The organism is Actinoplanes sp. NBRC 103695 (genome assembly GCF_030269485.1).
In the GTDB taxonomy this organism is placed as follows: domain Bacteria; phylum Actinomycetota; class Actinomycetes; order Mycobacteriales; family Micromonosporaceae; genus Actinoplanes.
In genome coordinates this window covers 403,684-420,820 of the sequence record NZ_BSTL01000005.1, presented here as the reverse complement: position 1 = coordinate 420,820, position 17,137 = coordinate 403,684, and the positions used below count along the sequence as shown (strand labels likewise).

Genomic DNA, 17,137 nt, shown 5'->3' with positions numbered 1-17,137 from the left:
GAACCGTAGATGTCTACGCCCCGGCGCGATGCCGGCCGGCCCTCGCCGGCGCCACAGCCACCCGGCTGTCGTACTTGACCGCGTACATGGCCTGGTCGGCGGCGCGCAGTGCGTCCTCCGGGTCGGAGTCCGCCCGGGCCAGGCTGACACCCACGCTCGCGCCGACCGACACCAGCTCGTCGCCGATCTCGAACGGCAGCTCCGCCTCGGCGCGCACCCGATGGGCCATCGCCTCGGCCGAGGCCGCGTCCGCCACTCCCGGCATCAGGATGACGAACTCGTCGCCGCCCACCCGGGAGACCACGTCCTGATCCCGGATGGCGCCGCTGAGCCGCTTCGCGAACTGGCGCAGCAACTCGTCGCCGGCGTTGTGGCCGTACTTGTCGTTGACCGGCTTGAAGCCGTTCAGATCGACGTAGAGCACCGCGACGCCGTCGGCGGTCAGCGTCTCGCCGAGCGCGTCCCGCATCCGGCGCCGGTTCGGCAGGCCGGTCAGCGAGTCGTGCCGCGCCTCGTGCGCCAGCCGCTCCTGGAAGATCCGGTTCTGCGTCACGTCCCGGGCGTTGATCACCACGCCGGTCAGGGCCGGGTTGTGCAGCTGGTTGGAGGCGGTGAACTCGAACCAGCGCGGGCGCCCGTCCGAGGTGACCATCCGGGTCTCCCGGCGCAGCAGGCCGTCCCGCTTCCCCACCAAGGCGTGGAACTGCTCCATCAGCGGGCCACGGTCCTGCGGATGCACCACGTCGAAGACGCTGCTGCCCTGCAACGAGCCGGGCTCGAAGCCGAGCACCGCGGCGGCGCTCGGGCTGGAAGAGGCGATCAGGCCCTCGGCGTCGACCACGGCCACCATGTCCGGTGCGTGCTGGAAGAGCGCCCGGAACTTCTCGTCCGCGCGGCGCCGGGTGATCATCGTGCGGTAGGCGAAGACCGAGATGCCCAGGATGCCGGCCAGCAGCATGGCGATCATCGCCAGGTCGAGCGTCTGGCTGCGCCGGTGCACCGCGCCGTCGAACGAGGCGACGGTCTGGGAACGCACGTACGTCCAGCCGCCGGGCATCCCCGGGACCACGACCGCGATCATCCGGGTGCCGTCCGGGACGGCGTACTCGACGAAGTCCGCGGCGCGCATCTCGTGCGCGGCCGCGATCAGCTGCGGGTCGATCGTGGTGCCGATCAGCCTCGGGTCGCTGGTGGCGCCCACCCGGCCCTCGGCGTCGACGATCGTGGTCAGATGGGTGTCCGCGCTCAGCCGCGCCACGAACGCCTGCAGCTGCGTGGCCGCGACCTGGTTGTAGCCGATCAGCACGGCCACCGGCACGCCGCCGGCCAGCACCGGAACGGCCACCGCGGCCAGGGCCACGCCGCCGACGGTCATCACCGAGGAGAAGCCCGGTTTCCCGGCGCGCAGGCCGGCGTGCAGGGTCGCGTACCCCGGATCGGTCGCCTCGGGCAGGCCGCCGGCGCGGGTGGTGGTCAGCACCTCGCCGCGCGGCGTGGTGAGCGCCAGGCCGTAGCCGAAGAACGCGCTCTTGCCGGCGAACGCGGCCAGCTTGGCCCGGTCGGCGACGTTGCCCTTGCCCAGGTTCAGGGCGTTCGCCTCGGCGAAGTCGTTCAGCTCCTTGGCCGACAGCAACTGCATCTGCCCGGCGAGCGTGCCGTTGTTGGTGCCCAGCGCCATCGAGTCGGCCCGGTGCACCGCGTCCGCGGCGCGCAGAGCCGACCGGTTGACGAGCACACCGACCACTCCGATAGCCACCAGCACCACCAGGCTGACGGCGACGGCGATCCCGCTGCGCAGCCGCATTCGACCATCCCTCCTCGAAGGGATGCATCGGCAGCACGCACCGGATCTGTAGCGAAACAGTGGTAGCTCAGCGCGGCGCCGACGAGCCGGTAGATCAGCCCGTCGGCGTAACGCCATCTGCTCACGTCAACCGCAGGACTTGTCCTTCGCGGGGAGATCACCGTCGACCAGGTACGCCTCCAGGGCGCCGATCGCGCAGTCGTTCGGCCGCGGGTGGATGAGCACGCCGTGGCCGCCCGCGTCGACGGTGACCAGCACCGCGTCCCGGCCCAACGCCCGGCGCATGCCCTGGGCGGTGCGCAGCGGGGTCGCCGGGTCGCGCTCGTTCTGCAGGATCAGCACGTTCCGCCGGCCGAGCGGCTCGACCGTCGGCTCGGGGGCGTCCGGCCGCACGGACCAGGCCGAGCAGGGCGCGTAGTTCGCGGGAGCACCGGCGGTCAGCGGGAACTCGGCCCGGTCGGCCGCGGTGTTGCTGGCGTACGTCCGGACATCCCGCGGCCACGCCACATCGCCGCAGGCGAACGCCCAGCCGGACGAGAAGAGGTTGTCCTGCGGCACGTTCGGCAGGGTGCCGTGGACGAGCAGGTCGTTGGCGAGCCCGGCCAGGACGGCCCGGTCCGCGGCGGTGGCCTTGCCCGCGGCGGCGTTGCCCGCGGCCGCCCAGAACTGTCCCATCGGCGCCGGCGCCTCCGGCGTGCCGATCAGGCTGGCGTCGCTGTAGGAGAGCTGCCACGTGAACAGCCGCAGGAAGTTGCCGTTGATCGGCGCCTTGGTCTCGGCCAGCGTGACCGGATGACGGTCCAGCTTCGCGGCCAGGGCCAAGTAGTTCTTCCGGACCTCCCGCACGGTGCCGCCGAGGTGGACGGTGCCGGCGTTGGCGGCCCCGAACGCAGCGAGGTCGGGCCAGCGGTCCTCCATGGCGCCGCTGAACGTCAGGAAGTCGTCGTAGCCGCGAACGTTCGGGTCCACCGAGCTGTCGATCACCATCCGGTCGACGGTCTGCGGGAAGAGCTCGCGGTAGAGCGAGCCGACATAGGTGCCCCAGGAGATGCCGTAGTAGGACACCGTCCGCTCGCCCAGCGCGCGCCGGATCTGGTCCATGTCACGGGCCACGTTCGCGGTCGTCACGTGCGGCAGCAGGTCGCCGGAGTTCGCGGCGCACTGCCGGGCCATCCGCTTGGCGTAGGCCACGTTGGCGTCGATCGAACCGTCGGCGGCCGGGAAGGACAGGATCGAGAACTGCAGGTCCCGGACCAGCTCGTCGCCGCCGCGGCCACAGCTGATCGGCGTGCTGTAGCCGATGCCGCGCGGGTCGAAGGCCACCAGGTCGTAGCTGTCGCGCACCTCGGCGGGCAGCAGGCCGCCGAGCGCGGTGGGTACGTCGAGGCTGGGGCCGGGGCCGCCGCCGTTGGTCAGCAGGACGCCCTTGCGCTTCGCCGGGTCGGCGGCCGGGATCCGGGAGACCTCGACGGCGATGGTGCGTCCGCGCGGCTGGCGGTAGTCGAGCGGCACCCGCAGGGTCGTGCACTGCTGAGGGGCCGGCGCACCGCTCGGGCAGGCGCCCCAGCGGAGTTTCGAGGCGGCGGGCCGCGGCGCCGTCGAGGCCTCGGCCGGGATGAACGCCGTGGTCACGACCCCGGCCCCGAGCGCCGCCACGACCGCGATGGCCGACGAGATGATTTTTCGCATGGGGAAACCGTAGGAACATCGGCGTCCGAGATCGATCCCGCTGACTGCCCGCCACGAGTACAGCTGGCTGGATGGACTGCTCAGGTGCGCAGGAAGAGCAGGACGGCCAGGACGCGGCGGGACTCGCTGCGGGTGGCGGGGATGCCCAGCTTGGTGAAGATGCTGGAGACGTACTTCTCCGCCGCCCGCAGGGTGACGCTCAGGCGGTCGGCGATGCCCTGGTTGGAGGTGCCCGACGCCATCAGCTCGAGGACCTCGCGCTCGCGGGGCGTCAGCACGGCCAGCGGATCGTCCCGGCGGCGGCGGGACAGCAGGGTGGAGACGATCGTGGGGTCGATCGCCGAGCCGCCCGCGGCCACCCGGCGGAGCGCGGACACGAACGACGGGACGTCGCTGATCCGGTCCTTCAGGAGGTAGCCGACGCCGTCCGCCGAGTCGGCCAGCAGCTGCATGGCCAGGCCCACCTCGACGTACTGGGAGAGGACGAGCACGGCCAGGCCGGGATGCGCGGCGCGCAGGTCGATGGCGGCGCGCAGGCCCTCGTCGGTGTGGGTGGGCGGCAGGCGGATGTCCATGATCACCACGTTCGGCAGGGAGACCTCGAGCTCGGCGCGGAGCTGGTCGGCGTCGCCGCACTTCGTCGTCACATCGAAGCCCGCGTCGGCCAGCAGCCTCGCGATGCCCTCGCGCAACAGGACGCTGTCCTCGGCTATCGCTACTCGCATGGGAGCTCCGCTCGTACCCTCGTGCCTTGATCCGGAGGTGTCCACACCCGCAGCCGGCCGCCCAGCGTCTCCACCCGGTCGGCCAGGCCGCGGAGGCCGCTGCCGCGCTCCGCGTCGGCGCCGCCGCGCCCGTCGTCGACGACCTCGATGACCAGCGTGCCCTCGGACGATCGCACGTCGACGGTCGCCGACGAGGCCGCGGCGTGCTTACCGACGTTGGTCAGGCACTCGGACACCACGTAGTACGCGGCCACCTCGACCGCTTCCGACGGAGAGCAGCCCAGGTCGACGGTCAGCCGCACGGGCACGGGTGCGCGGACCGTCAGCGACTCCAGCGCCACCGCGAGGCCGTGCGCGGACACCACGGCGGGGTGCAGGCCGTGCGCGACGTCCCGCAACTCGGCCAGCGACGTCGCGATCTCGGCGCGGGCCTCGCGCACCAGGGCCAGCGCGTCGGCGTCGTCGCCGAGGCGGGTCTGCAGCACGCCGAGGTTGAGGGACAGCGCGACCAGCCGCTGCTGGGCGCCGTCGTGCAGGTCGCGTTCCAGGCGGCGGCGCTCACGCCGGCCGGCCTCGGCCACCCGGGCCCGGGAGCCGCGCAGTTCCTCCACGTTCGCCCGGAGCTGCGCCTGCAACCGGCCGGTACGCACCGCGATCGCGGCCGCCGCGGTGACCGCCGCCAGCAGGTCCGCCTCGTCGCGCAGGGCCGGGTCGTGCACCAGCGCGGCCACCGGCGTCCGGTGCTCCTCGATCACGGTCACCCGGTCCGGGTCGTCCGGCAGCGTGGCGGGACGGCCGTCCTCCCCCGCCCAGGCGTCGAAGTCGGGCAGCCAGTAGAGCAGCCGCAAGGACGGGTCGCGCAGGGCCCGGGCGAGCGGCGTGCCCAGATCTGCCGGGTCCTCGCGCAGCTCGAGCACCAGATCGCCGATCGACCCACGGGCCAGCCGGGCCTGCAGCAGCCCGGCGAGGAACACGACCGGCGCCACCCCGAGCAGCACGATCGCCAGCCGCTGCACGGCCGGGAAGGCCGGACCGCCGAGCACCCCGACGACCAGCAGGACGGCGATCATCACCAGGCCGAGGGTGAACGCGTCGATCAGCACCGTCAGTGACCGGCGCAGCGGACGGGTCCGGCGCCGCGCGACCATCAGGGCCGCGCCGGCCAGGGCGACCGCACCGACCAGCAGCAGTTCGCCCTGGTAGAGCACGGCGGGGAAGTCGAGAGCCACCGACACGACATGCACCCCGACGGCGGCGACGTAGCCGATCCCGAGGAGGACACGCGCGAGGCGGCTGGTGAGACGACCGGAGGGGTACGACAGGAAGACGTGCACGATCAGGATGAGCGGCACCAGGTCGGCCACGAGCCCGATCTGATGCAGCCAGCTCACCGAGCTGGCCAGGGAACCCGCCCCGGTGAGCACCATCAGCGGCCCGAACCGGTTGCCCGGCCGGTGCCGCCAGGCGATCAGGCCGCTCACCGTGTACGCCGCGGTCAGCCAGCAGACCGCCGCGACGTGAACGGGCGCGACGCCCTGCCGGATCCCGGCGACGGCCACCGCCGCCTGCCCGGCGAGCAGAGCAGCGCCGAGCGCTGTCCGCCCTCCGGGCTTCGGCATGGCCGACACGCTACGCCGCATCCACCGGCCTCCGGAAGGCGTCGCGATCGGTCACCACCAGCGTCAACGCGATGATCGTCCAGGCGGCGAACTCGATCCACTCCTGCCGGGCCAGACCGGCGCCGGAGTAACCGAGGTCGGTGAACGTGATGAAGCCCTGGGCACTGTGCAGGATCAAGGTCAGCAGCACGCTGCCGCCGGTGCGGCGGAACAGCCACACGTACACGAAGGTGATGACGAAGGTGCTGCCGAACCCGGCCACCCCGATCTCCGCCGCGAGCGGCAGATGCCAGCCGGCGATGAGGACGCCGAGAAGGGCCGCGGAGCGCAGCCGGGCCGGCATGCGGGTCACGGCGTAGCCGCGGAACGACGGCTCCTCGGCCATCGGCCCGTCCAGCGGGTTGACCATCCGGACCAGGAACCACAGGGCGAAAGTGCTCCATGACAGGTGCGCCCAGTCCGGGCCGGGCGCGCTGTTCAGGCCGCTCGACACCGCCCGCACGACGAGCGGCACGAGCAGCGCGAACGCGTAGTAGTACCAGGGCACCCGCCACTTGATCAGCCGGCGGCCGAGATCTTTGAAGCCGGCCCGGCCGTCGGCCACCGCGATCACGATGACGGCGGCGATCAGCGCGCCGACGGCCTGGAACTGTCCGAACGGCACCATGCACCAGGCCAGTGCGTAGGCGAGGACGAAGAAGGAGACCAGCCGGTGGCGGGCGATCCAGTTCCGGCGGACGGGGGCTTCGATGATGCGCGTTTTCATGTCCTCGACGCTGCCAGTGCCGGGTCGTGGAGGATAAGCCGGTACGCCGGTCAGCTCACAGGGCGGTTTTCTCCCTCCCGGTGGTAGGTTCCGCCGCATGAGATCGACACGCGTGCTTGCCGTTGCGGCCCTCGGCCTGGCCGTCATCGCCTCCAACGCCGGGTTCACCACCCCCGGACCGACGTGGCAGCTCACCGACACCGGCGTCACCGCGCGCTTCCGCGGGCTCGCACCGGTCAGCGACAAGGTCGCCTGGGCCGCCGGTTCGGCCGGCACGATCCTGCGGACCGTCGACGGCGGCCGGCACTGGGCGAGCGTCAGGCCGGCCGGCACCGAGGCGCTGCAGTTCCGCGACATCGAGGCGTTCGACGCGAAGCACGCGGTGGCGCTGACCATCGGTGAGGGCGAGGACTCCCGGATCTACCGCACCGGCGACGGCGGGCGCACGTGGGACGAGGCGTTCCGCAACGACGAGCCGGCCGCCTTCTACGACTGCGTCACCTTCCTCGACAAGCGCAACGGCCTGGCCCTGTCCGACCCGGTCGGCGGCAAGTTCCGCATCCTGGCGACGTCGGACGGCGGGAAGACCTGGGCGGTCCGCCCGGCCACCGGGATGCCGGACGCGCTGCCCGGCGAGTTCGCGTTCGCGGCCAGCGGCACCTGCCTGGTGACCGCCGATCACTTCGGCGCCGGGCGGGCCTGGTTCGCGACCGGTGGCGGCGCGCTGTCCCGGGTGTTCGGGACCACCGACGGCGGGCGCTCCTGGTCGGTCACCGCGAGCCCGCTGCCCAGCGGTCCGAGCGCGGGCATCTACAGCCTCGCCTTCAAGGACCCGTGGCACGGCCTCGCGGTCGGCGGCGACTACGCGGCCGAGACCAGCGCGCCGGACGGAGCCGCCACCACGAGCAACGGCGGCCGCACCTGGACCGTGTCGCGGACCGTTCCCGGCGAGTACCGCTCCGGCGCCGACTGGCTCGGCCTGCTCCCGGTGGCGCTCGCCGTCGGCCCGACCGGCAGCGACATCACCTACGACGGCGGCCGCACCTGGAGGCGGTTCGACACCGGCAGCTTCGACTCGGTGTTCTGCGCGCCCGACCTGTCCTGCTGGGCCTCCGGCGCCAACGGCCGGATCGCGAAGCTGAGGCTCAGCCGTTGAGATAGGTCAGCCGTTGAGATAGGTCAGCCGTTGAGATAGGTCAGTACCGCGAGGACCCGGCGGTTGTCGTCGTCCGACTGCGCCATGCCCAGCTTCGTGAAGATGTTGTTGATGTGCTTGCTCACCGCCTTCTCGGTGACGAAGAGCTTGCCGGCGATGGCGGCGTTGGACCGGCCCTCGGCCATCTGACCGAGCACCTCGCGCTCGCGGGCGGTGAGCACGGCCAGCGGCTCGCGGCGGGCGAGCAGCTGCGACACCACCTCCGGGTCCAGTGCCGTGCCGCCGCCCGCCACCCGGCGCACCGCATCGACGAACTGGGCCACATTGGACACCCGGTCCTTCAGCAGGTAGCCGATGCCGCCGGTCCGGTCGGTGAGCAGCTCCCGGGCGTACAACGGCTCGACGTGCTGGGACAGGATCAGGATCGGCATACCGGGGACTTCGGTACGCGCGGCGATCGCCGCCTGCAAGCCCTCGTCGGTGAACGTGGGCGGCAGCCGCACGTCGACGATCGCGACGTCGGGCCGGTGCTCGACCAGCGCCGGCAGCAGGGCGGGGCCGTTGTCCACGGCCGCCACCACAGTGAACTCGAACGCCTCCAGGATCCGGGTCAGGCCGTCCCGGAGGAGGGCGAGGTCTTCGGCGATGACAACGCGCACGGCAGCTCCATGGTCACGACGGTCGGGCCGCCCGGAGGGCTGGACAGCGACATCGTGCCATCGAATGCGGCCAGGCGACGGCCCATTCCGTGCAGGCCGGTCCCGCGGGACGGGTCGGCGCCGCCGCGCCCGTCGTCGCCGACCATCAGCACCAGCAGGTCAGCCTCGTGCCGGATGCTGATCCAGGCGCTGGTCGCGCCGCTGTGCTTGACGATGTTCGCGAGCGCCTCGGCGACCACGAAATAGCAGGCCGACTCGACCGGCGTCTCCAGCCGCCCGAGCACGCCGCCGTCCACCACCGTCGGCACCGGCAGGCTCAGCGCGAGCGCGCGCACCGCGCCGTCCAGCCCGCGCTCGGCCAGCACCGGCGGATGGATGCCGCGGACCAGGTGCCGCAGCTCGATCAGGGCGGTGTGGCTGGCGTCCCGGGCCTCGGCCAGCAGCTTGCGGGCGGCCGCCGGGTCGCGTTCCATCAGCTCTTCGGCCAGCCCGATGGTCATGCCCAGCGAGGAGAGCCGGGCCTGCGCGCCGTCGTGCAGGTCACGCTCGATCCGGCGCAGCTCGGCGGCCTGCGCGTCGACCGTGTCGGCCCGGGTCTCGGTCAGCTGCGCCACCCGCAGGCGCAGCTCGGCGGCCCGGGTCGGCGCCAGGAACAGCCGCGCGAACCAGGCCTCGGCGGACCGCAGCCAGGGCGCCGTGAGCAGGGCGAGGGCGAGGATCACGGCGCCCTGCGGCAGGGACAGGAAGCCGTCGCCGACGGACTCGATCGGCCAGATCGCGCCGTAGCCGTACCAGCCCGTACCCAGCCAGACCCAGAGCGGGATCAGGAAGATGCCCTCGAAGCCGTAGATCGGCAGCGCCATCGACACCGCGCCGAGCACCACCCCGGCGATCGCGCCGGGGATCAGCCAGGCGAAGTCACGCCACGTCGCCACGTCCTGGAGGATCCAGCGGAAACGCCGCCAGCCGACCGGGTAGCTCTTCGCCGGGCGCGGCGCGTAGGGCGTGGCGATCGGGATGCCGCGCTTGGTGGACCGGCGCCGCTCCAGGTCGGCGCGGGCCCGGACGAGGCGGGTCATCAACGGCAGGACGACCTGACCCAGGCCCGGGATCAGGCCGACGATCAGGGCGGCCAGCCACAGCACGAAGAGCGGGAAGTTGAGCACGCCGAGCACGAACGACGCCGCGCCGGCGCCGGTCCCGCGTACGCCCCGCCAGACGAAGTCGCTCAGCTGCTCGTCCGAAACCAACTCCATGCCGTCGATTCTCGCCGCATCCGGAAGCGAGCGCGGTAGTGGTAGCCCTACCTTCGGGACACCTGGTGCAGATGCGTCAGCGCCTGCCGGTAGGAGTCGATCAGGCCGGTCATCTCGTAGTCCACGTCGATCTCGGCGCAGAACTGCTGCACCATCGGCTGGGCGCGGCGCAGGTTCGGCGTCGGCATGGACGGGAACAGGTGGTGCTCGATCTGGTAGTTCAGCCCGCCCAGCGCCACGTCGACCAGCACGCCGCCGCGCACGTTGCGTGACGTCAGGACCTGCTTGCGCAGGAAGTCCTCGGTCCCGTCCGGGTGCGGCATGCCTTTGTGGTTCGGCGCGAACGTCATGCCCAGGTACACGCCGAACACCGCCTGGTGCACCACGAAGAAGACCAGCGCCTGCAGCGGCGACAGGACGAAGATCAAAGCCAGGACATACCCCACGATGTGTACGCCGAGCAGCAGCGCTTCCCGCCCGCGCTGCGCGATGTTGTCGTTGAGCAGCGCCCGGATGCTGTCCCGGCGCAGGCTCAGCCCGAGCAGCGTGAGCAGCGGGAAGAACATCCACGCCTGGTTCCGGACCATCCAGCCGCCCTTCGCGGCGGCCGCCTCGGGCGTCCAGACCAGCACGCCCGGCCCCACGTCCGGGTCGAGGTCGTCGTGGTTCGGGTTGGCGTGGTGCCGGGTGTGCTTGTTCTGCCAGTAGCCGTAGCTCATGCCGATGCCCAGGTTCCCGGCGATCATGCCGGCCCGGCCGCTGGCCGATGCCGTCCGGAACACCTGCCGGTGCGCCACGTCGTGCGCCACCAGGGCGGCCTGCGCGTACGCGACACCGAGCCACACCGCGATCGCCACTGTCCACCATGAGCTGCCGACCAGCGCGAACGCCACCCAGCCACCGGCCAGGAACAGCGCGGCCAGGGACAGCCGGATGACGTAGTAGCCGGGTCTGCGATCCAGCAGACCGGCTTCTCGGATGCGGCGGCTGAGCTCGGCGAAATCGGTTCGCGGCCCGGTTGTCGTCGTCATGACGCCCAGTCTGCCCAGCCGAAACGCGCTTGACAGGAGTGCTGACCCCCCAAACCGACGGTGAGGTCAGCACCACCTTTGCTCTGCTTACCCAGAGGAAGCGCCTGCCTGGCGGCTGCGCTCGTCAGTCCGTGGCCACGTCGACCAGGACCTTGCCGACCGCGCCGTCCTGCACGGCCCGGTGCGCGTCGGCGGTCCGGTTCAGCGGGAACCGCGTCAGCGGCAGCCCGTGTTCCTCGCCCACCGGCATGGCGCCGTCCCGCACCGCCGCCGCGATGTCCTCCGCGCCGGCGGCCAGCGCCTCCTTGCCCACCGTGTAGAGCACCATGAACTGGAAACGGGTGTTGAGCAGCATGTTCTGCCGCACGTCCAGCTCCACCGGCTTGGCGCCGTCGTTGGCGTACGTGCAGATCGTGCCCCGCGTACGCAGAACCGCCAGGTCGAGCGCGAGATTGGCGCCCAGCGCGACCTCCGCGATGGTGTCGACGCCGTCCGGGGCGATCTTCCGGATCTCGGTGACCGGATCACCCTCCCGGTAGTTGATCACGTGGTGCGCCCCCGCGGCCGTGGCCAGCCGCGCCTTGTCCGGCCCGCTGACCGTGCTGATCACTGTCGCGCCGGCCCACCGCGCGAGCTGGATGGCCGCGTGCCCCACGGCCCCCGCCCCGCCGGCGACCAGCACGACCCGCCCGTCCAGAGCACCCGGCGCCAGCCTGTCCGGCCCGCCCTCGCCGACGGTCAGCGTCCGGTGCGCGGTCAGGGCGGGCACCCCGAGCGAGGCGCCGGCCTCGAAGCTCGCGTCACCGAGTGGCACCGCCTGCCAGTCGTCCACGACGGCGTACTCGGCGGCGGTACCGGTCGACCGCCCCTGGGTGGCCATGAGCAGCCAGACCCGCTGCCCGACCCGCCCGGCGTCGACCCCGCCGCCCACCGCGTCGATCACCCCGGCCCCATCGAGATGAGGCGTGACCTCGTCGAACTGCTTCGGATTGGTGGCGCCCGACCGCGTCTTCCAGTCCGTCGGATTGACCCCCGACACGGCGACCTTGACGCGGACCTCGCCCGCTTCCGGCTCCGGCACGTCCTTGTCGACGAGCCGCAGAACCTCGGCCTCGCCGACCTCGCTGTAGATGATGGCCTTCATCCCCCGATCATCCCCCCGGACGAAGACCGGCGCCTCACAACGCCGCGGCTGAGACAATCGGACCCGTCGGCTCCTTCCCGCCGCCGGCGGTCCGGGAACTGTTGGAGGACGTGGACAGCGACGCGATCGACGGCGCCCTGCGGACCGGGCTGTTCAACAAGCGCGACGTCGTCTGGCGCGGGATGACCGAGGGCGGGGCGCAGGAGCGAACGCCCGCCGGGAGGTGCCGGAATCTCGCGAGCCGGTCGGCGGGGTGGCCGCGCTGGACATGGAGGCGGCCACCATCGCCACGGTGACCGCCAGGGAACGGGTGCCGAACTCGGCTGACGACCGGTGCGGGTGGAGGGATTCGAACCCCCTAGGCGTTAGCAAGTGGTTTACAGCCACTCCCGACCCTCCCGCGTCGGCGCACCCGCTGGAGGGGGCCGCGCCCCGTGACGCGGCCCCCGACTGTGGACCCGGCCGGGCTCGAACCGGCCACCTTCTGTTTGCAAGACAGACGCTCTCCCCGATGAGCTACGAGCCCTTGCGTACCCGGAGCGCGATTCGAACGCGCACTATCGCCGGTCTGAGCGGCGTGCCTCCTGCCAGTTGGGCTACCCGGGCCTGCTGTTCAGTTGTGGTGCGTGCCCTCGGCGCGATTCGAACGCGCACGACCGGCGCTCTCGACGCCGGGCCTCTGCCAGTTGGGCCACGAGGGCTCGGTTGCTCGGTCGGGCCGCGAGGACCCGGTCGGGACACGAGGACCCGGTCGGGACACGAGGACCCGGTCGGGACACGAGGACCCGGTCGGGACACGAGGACCCGGTCGGGACACGAAGGCCCGGTGATGGCCGTGTGCGGAGACGGGGTACGCCTGCCGAAGCCGTTGGCGGGGTAGCGCAAGTTCGCCCCTCCAGCCCGCACTCGGTGCACTCTCCACCGCGCCGGCCCGGTATCGGTCCTGTCGTTCCCGTCTCCACACCCGAATGATCGAACGTTCCGGAAGGCCGAGTCATTCGGAATGCCAAGCAATCTCGTTTTGATCAAGAGTAGAGACAATTGTTGTCGATCCATTTCCGAAGCAGGATCGACCCATTCTTCCCGCAGGGAGACAGGCACTTCCGCCCGTCTCGGAGAAGTCGCGGATCAAGTCTTTTCCGGATCACCCCGCCACGCGAGGTGGGCCTCGAGACCGGCACTCGGGGCGAGCCTGCTGGTGCCCGCAACTCCGCGTCCGGAGCGCTAGCCCAGCCAGGGCAACAAAAAAGCCGCCCGACCCGAGTGGGTGGGGGCGGCTTTCCCGCGCGGACTCGCCGCGTTACCCGCCCACTCCAAGGCCCATAAGTCGGTCATAAGCGCTGTGGGAGCCGAACAGCCGCACGGCTCGCCCACGGCGCGGCGTCAGCCACCCCGTCATCGTGGCGATGTGCTGGCACATGATCGATCTCCTAAGTGTGTGTCGTCGCATCTGAGCGATGCGACTGAAGTGAACGGTAGTACAGCCTCTCGAATGAAGCAATACCTATTGTTTATTTCGGGGCGCCGAGGTCATCGAGCGCCTTGACGGCGCCGCGGTGCAGCGGCACGGGATCAGTCTTACGCGCCTTGTCCAAGGTGATCTCCTTTGCCGCCGCATTGGCCTGTTCCAGCTGCGGCTTGCGGTCGAAGAGGGCCTTGGTGAGCACGCAGGCGACGTTCGCGTCCAGGTCGTCACGGACCAGCAGGACATTGGGTACGACGATGGTCCGCACGTCGGCCGGCGTCTTGTACGTCGCGGCGGGGATCGCGCCGGTCTCGTACACCGGATTGATCTTCTGCATCTCGCCGAGAAGAGGCGTGACGTCGAGGAACCGCACCTGCCCGGCCGCCGTGGTGAACAGGTCGGTGACGCCGGGCGTGGGCAGCCCGCCGGACCAGAACATGGCGTCGATCGAACCGTCCTTCATGCCGTCGACGGTCTTGGTCAGGTCGAGCTTCTGGGCGCTGACGTCCTTGGCCGGGTCGAGCCCGCCCGCCTCGAGGATGCGGTTGGCGATCACCTCGGTGCCGCTCTTGGGCGAGCCGGTGGAGACGCGCTTGCCCTTCATGCTCGCCACGTCCGTGATGCCGGCGTTCGCGCGGACGATCACCTGGGTGTAGTTGGTGTGGATCCGGGAGATCGCCGCGACCGGCTGCTTGGCGGTGAAGCTGCCGGTGCCGTTGATCGCGTCGGCGGCCGAGTCGGCGAGCGAGAAGGCCAGGCCGAAACTGCCCGCCACCAGCTGCTGGATGTTCTGCACGGAGGCGCCGGTCTCGCTCGCGGTGGCCTTCACCTTGCCACCGGTCGCGCCGAGCTGCTCGGCGTAGGCGTTGCCCAGCGCGAAGTAGACGCCGGTCGCGTTGCCGGTGGCGATGCCGACCCGGGTGTCCTGGGTGACCTCGCAGGTGACCTCGCCACCGGCGTCGGTGCTGGCGGCGTCCTGCCGGCCACCGCAGGCGGTCAGGGCGAGCACGGGCACGAGGGCGAGGGCGAGCGGTCGCAACGGGACGGTCATGACGTGCCTCCTGAAGGTGGGGCGGAACGGCGGTGCCAGAACGCGAGGGCGGCGGCCAGGGCCAGGGCGATCACACCGGCCGCGATGGTGGTGGGAGCCAGGTAGAGCAGGAGCAGGCCGGCCGCGGCGGCGAGGACGCGGGCGGCAGGTGGGGCCGCCCCGACGCCCGGGAACCACGCGCCGGTGGCGATGGCCAGACCCAGGACGGCCAGGGCGGCTGCCGCGGTGGCCCAGACGACGCCGAGGACCGGGCCGCGGGCCAGGAGGTACTCGCCGGCGTCGGTGAGCACGAACGCGATCGGGGCGAGGAAGGCGGGCAGCGCGTACTTGAGGGCCTGCCACATCGTCGGCATGGTGCGGCCACCGGTGATCGCGCTCGCCCCGACCGCGGCGAGCGCGGTCGGCGGGGTGACCTCGGAGAGCACCGAGTAGTAGAAGACGAACATCGCCGCCGCGGGCATCGAGACGCCGAGGTCGAGCAGCGCCGGACCGATGATCACCCAGCCGATGATGAAGCTGGCGGTGACCGGGACCGCCAGGCCCAGGACGGCCAGCGCGATCGCCGCGAGGACGGCGGTCAGGGCCAGCACGACGGTCGGGTTGTCGGTGATCGCGCCGGCGGCGTCGACCATCAGCGAAGCGACCTGCGTGCCGATCCCGGTCTTGGTGACGGTCGCGGTGATGATGCCGGCGGCGGCGCAGACGGCGACCACGGCCAGGACACCGCGTACGCCCGCCGACAGCGCCCGGAACAGCCGCCCCGGCGTCAGCCACGAACGCCGGTCCAGGAACGACAGAGCCGCCGCGAGGATGGTCGCGTACACCACCGACCGGGTGGCACTGACGCCCAGCGCGAGCAGCACCACGATCAGGATCAGCGACGAGAAGTGGTAGCCGAACCGGGCCAGCAGTTTCAGCGCGGACGTCTGCGGCAGCTCGACCGGCCGCACCCCGAAACGCCGGACGTCGATCTCCACCGCGAGCAGGATGCCCAGGTAGTAGAGGAGGGTCGGGATCATCGCCCAGCCGAGGACGGTCAGATAGGAGACGTTCAGAAGCTCGGCGACGATGAAGGCCGCCGCGCCCAGGGTCGGCGGGGAGAGGATCGCGCCGACGCCCGCGGCGGCCAGCATGCCGCCGGCCTGCTCGGGCGGGTAGCCGGCCCGTTTGAGCATCGGCCAGGTCACCGCGCCCACGCTGACGGCGGTGGCCGTACCCGAGCCGGAGACCGTGCCCAGCAGAAAGCCGGCGGCGACCGCTGTCCGGCCCGCCGCGCTGCGTGAGCGGCGGAAGGCGGCGACCGACAGGTCGACGAAGAAGCGGCTCGCGCCGGACAGGTCCAGCACGGCGCCGTAGATGGTGAACAGCACGATGTAGGTGGCCGCGACGTCCAGCGGGGTGCCGTAGAAGCCGGTGCCGGAGTTGTAGAGGGCGTCCACGATCTGCGCGAAGTCGAGCCCGGCGTGGGAGATGCGCCAGGTCTGGGGTAGCAGGCCGCCGTAGTAGCCGTACGCCAGGAAGAGAAGGCAGACCACCGGCAGCGCCCACCCGGTCGTGCGGCGGCACGCCTCGAGCGTCAGCACGAGCAGGATCGCGCCGAGGATCACGTCGGGTGTCTCCAGCAGACCCTGGCGGTCCAGGAACCCGTCGTACCCGCCGTCGAAGGGGTTGACCGGGTAGAGGCAGACGATCAGGGTGAGCACGGCGAGCACCCAGTCCACGACCGACGGCCGCTGCCGCGGAGCGCCGCGCAGGCCCGAGTGGTAGCAGAGGAAGACCAGCGGCAACGCGCCCGCCAGGAAGATGATCAGATAGAACTGGCTGCCCTGCGCGAGCGGCCGGAACACCTGCCACAGCACCAGCAGCGCGACCACGAACGCGGCGATCGCGACGCCGAGGCCGACCGGGCCGCCGAGCTCGCGGGCCGGTCGTTCCTCGTCGTCGTAGTGGACGGCCGGTGGATCAGCCTCCGAAGATCGAAGTTCGACCATGTCCGGACATTACCCGCCGATCAGCTGCCGAGGAACGGAGAAAGGGCCGGCCGGACCGCCGGCCGGCGACGACCGGACAATCGCCGGACAATCAGGAGCTATTCTGCTCGGCTGACAGGTGTCGATCGGCATACGGGGGCCGTGATGCGGTGCAGCACGTGTGGCAGTGAGCTGGAGTTCGCGAGGCAGGGGCACACCTGCCGGTCGTCGACGCCCCAGGTGTTCGCGCCGCCCGGCGGGTGGGTGATCGGCACGTGGGTGGTGGCCACGTTCGCGGTCGTCTACATGGCCTGCGCGGTCATCCTGGCCGTGGTGACGCTGGAGCTGCCCGCCGTCGGGGAGCCGGTGCCGGCCGGCGCGCTCGCCCTGGTGCTGACCGTCTCGGCCGCCTGGCTGGCGGTCCTGGTGGGCACGATCGTGTCGCAGGTGATCTGGAACCGGCAGACCCGGCGGCTCGCCGAGCGGTACGGCTTCGACGGCAGCCTGGTCATCAAGGGCTGGTTCCTGCGCGTCTACGCAGCCACCGTCGTCGTCACGGTGTGCCTGCAGGGCGGGCTGGGCCTCAGTGCGGCCGGCACGGTCTGGGTGGTCACCGCGATCCGGGTGACCGCCGGGCTGTTCCTGCTGGCCAACGTGCTGGTCGGCCGGGCGCGACTGCTCGGCCTGATCGCCGACGCGAACCGTCAGGTCCTGCAGGCGCCCTCGTCATAGCTCTGGTACCAGCCGTCGCCGGTGGCGGTGAAGGCGAGGTCGGTCCCTCGATGAGTTCACGCCACACCCC

Annotated in this window: 13 protein-coding genes and 4 tRNA genes; 2 read left to right on the top strand and 15 right to left on the bottom strand. The window is 71.6% G+C overall.

Features of this window, described 5'->3' with window-relative positions:
• Window positions 1-13 precede the first annotated feature (13 nt).
• The 5 genes from QSK31_RS10865 to QSK31_RS10845 all read right to left on the bottom strand — a co-directional run bounded on the left by QSK31_RS10865 (window position 14) and on the right by QSK31_RS10845 (window position 6,603).
• Window positions 14-1,804, bottom strand: coding sequence for a diguanylate cyclase domain-containing protein (locus QSK31_RS10865; RefSeq protein ID WP_285683241.1), 1,791 nt, complete (start codon window positions 1,802-1,804; stop codon window positions 14-16).
• 126 nt (window positions 1,805-1,930) lie between these two features.
• Window positions 1,931-3,493, bottom strand: coding sequence for an alpha/beta hydrolase (locus QSK31_RS10860; RefSeq protein ID WP_285683238.1), 1,563 nt, complete (start codon window positions 3,491-3,493; stop codon window positions 1,931-1,933).
• Between the two features lie 80 nt (window positions 3,494-3,573).
• The gene (locus QSK31_RS10855; protein WP_285683237.1) at window positions 3,574-4,218 is read right to left on the bottom strand and encodes a response regulator; all 645 of its coding nucleotides are present in this window, start codon (window positions 4,216-4,218) and stop codon (window positions 3,574-3,576) included.
• The gene (locus QSK31_RS10850; protein ID WP_285683236.1) at window positions 4,209-5,837 is read right to left on the bottom strand and encodes a sensor histidine kinase; all 1,629 of its coding nucleotides are present in this window, start codon (window positions 5,835-5,837) and stop codon (window positions 4,209-4,211) included. Before QSK31_RS10850 ends, QSK31_RS10855 begins: the two co-directional genes overlap by 10 nt.
• Before the next feature lie 10 nt (window positions 5,838-5,847).
• Complete coding sequence (locus tag QSK31_RS10845; RefSeq protein WP_285683235.1) at window positions 5,848-6,603, bottom strand: CPBP family intramembrane glutamic endopeptidase; 756 nt, start codon at window positions 6,601-6,603, stop codon at window positions 5,848-5,850.
• Window positions 6,604-6,700: 97 nt separating this feature from the next.
• Here QSK31_RS10845 and QSK31_RS10840 point away from each other — a divergent pair, with 97 nt between their 5' ends.
• The gene (locus QSK31_RS10840; protein WP_285683234.1) at window positions 6,701-7,759 is read left to right on the top strand and encodes a beta propeller repeat protein; all 1,059 of its coding nucleotides are present in this window, start codon (window positions 6,701-6,703) and stop codon (window positions 7,757-7,759) included.
• Window positions 7,760-7,782: 23 nt separating this feature from the next.
• Here QSK31_RS10840 and QSK31_RS10835 read toward each other — a convergent pair whose 3' ends face one another.
• The 10 genes from QSK31_RS10835 to QSK31_RS10790 all read right to left on the bottom strand — a co-directional run bounded on the left by QSK31_RS10835 (window position 7,783) and on the right by QSK31_RS10790 (window position 16,356).
• Entirely contained in the window at window positions 7,783-8,418 is a 636-nt protein-coding gene (locus QSK31_RS10835; RefSeq protein ID WP_285683232.1) for a LuxR C-terminal-related transcriptional regulator, read from the bottom strand.
• Window positions 8,370-9,674, bottom strand: coding sequence for a sensor histidine kinase (locus QSK31_RS10830; protein ID WP_285683230.1), 1,305 nt, complete (start codon window positions 9,672-9,674; stop codon window positions 8,370-8,372). The genes QSK31_RS10835 and QSK31_RS10830 overlap by 49 nt, the downstream gene beginning before the upstream one ends.
• Before the next feature lie 47 nt (window positions 9,675-9,721).
• The gene (locus tag QSK31_RS10825) at window positions 9,722-10,705 is read right to left on the bottom strand and encodes a fatty acid desaturase family protein (RefSeq protein WP_285683228.1); all 984 of its coding nucleotides are present in this window, start codon (window positions 10,703-10,705) and stop codon (window positions 9,722-9,724) included.
• A gap of 124 nt (window positions 10,706-10,829) precedes the next feature.
• Window positions 10,830-11,849 (bottom strand): NADPH:quinone reductase, encoded by a 1,020-nt coding sequence (locus QSK31_RS10820; protein ID WP_285683226.1) that lies wholly within the window; start codon window positions 11,847-11,849, stop codon window positions 10,830-10,832.
• Between the two features lie 334 nt (window positions 11,850-12,183).
• A tRNA-Tyr gene (locus QSK31_RS10815) sits at window positions 12,184-12,265 on the bottom strand.
• A gap of 37 nt (window positions 12,266-12,302) precedes the next feature.
• Window positions 12,303-12,375, bottom strand: a tRNA-Ala gene (locus QSK31_RS10810).
• A 5-nt stretch (window positions 12,376-12,380) separates the two neighbouring features.
• Window positions 12,381-12,455 (bottom strand) — tRNA-Leu (locus QSK31_RS10805).
• Window positions 12,456-12,476: 21 nt separating this feature from the next.
• Window positions 12,477-12,550, bottom strand: a tRNA-Leu gene (locus QSK31_RS10800).
• Window positions 12,551-13,360: 810 nt separating this feature from the next.
• Window positions 13,361-14,365 carry a TAXI family TRAP transporter solute-binding subunit gene (locus tag QSK31_RS10795; protein ID WP_285683224.1) on the bottom strand — a complete coding sequence of 335 codons (1,005 nt, stop codon included), beginning with the start codon at window positions 14,363-14,365 and terminating at the stop codon, window positions 13,361-13,363.
• A complete protein-coding gene (locus tag QSK31_RS10790) occupies window positions 14,362-16,356 on the bottom strand; it encodes a TRAP transporter permease (RefSeq protein WP_285683222.1) in 1,995 nt (664 codons plus the stop codon). The genes QSK31_RS10795 and QSK31_RS10790 overlap by 4 nt, the downstream gene beginning before the upstream one ends.
• 144 nt (window positions 16,357-16,500) lie before the next feature.
• Here QSK31_RS10790 and QSK31_RS10785 point away from each other — a divergent pair, with 144 nt between their 5' ends.
• Window positions 16,501-17,067, top strand: a complete 567-nt coding sequence (locus QSK31_RS10785; protein ID WP_285683221.1) for a hypothetical protein — start codon at window positions 16,501-16,503, stop codon at window positions 17,065-17,067.
• Window positions 17,068-17,137 lie beyond the last annotated feature (70 nt).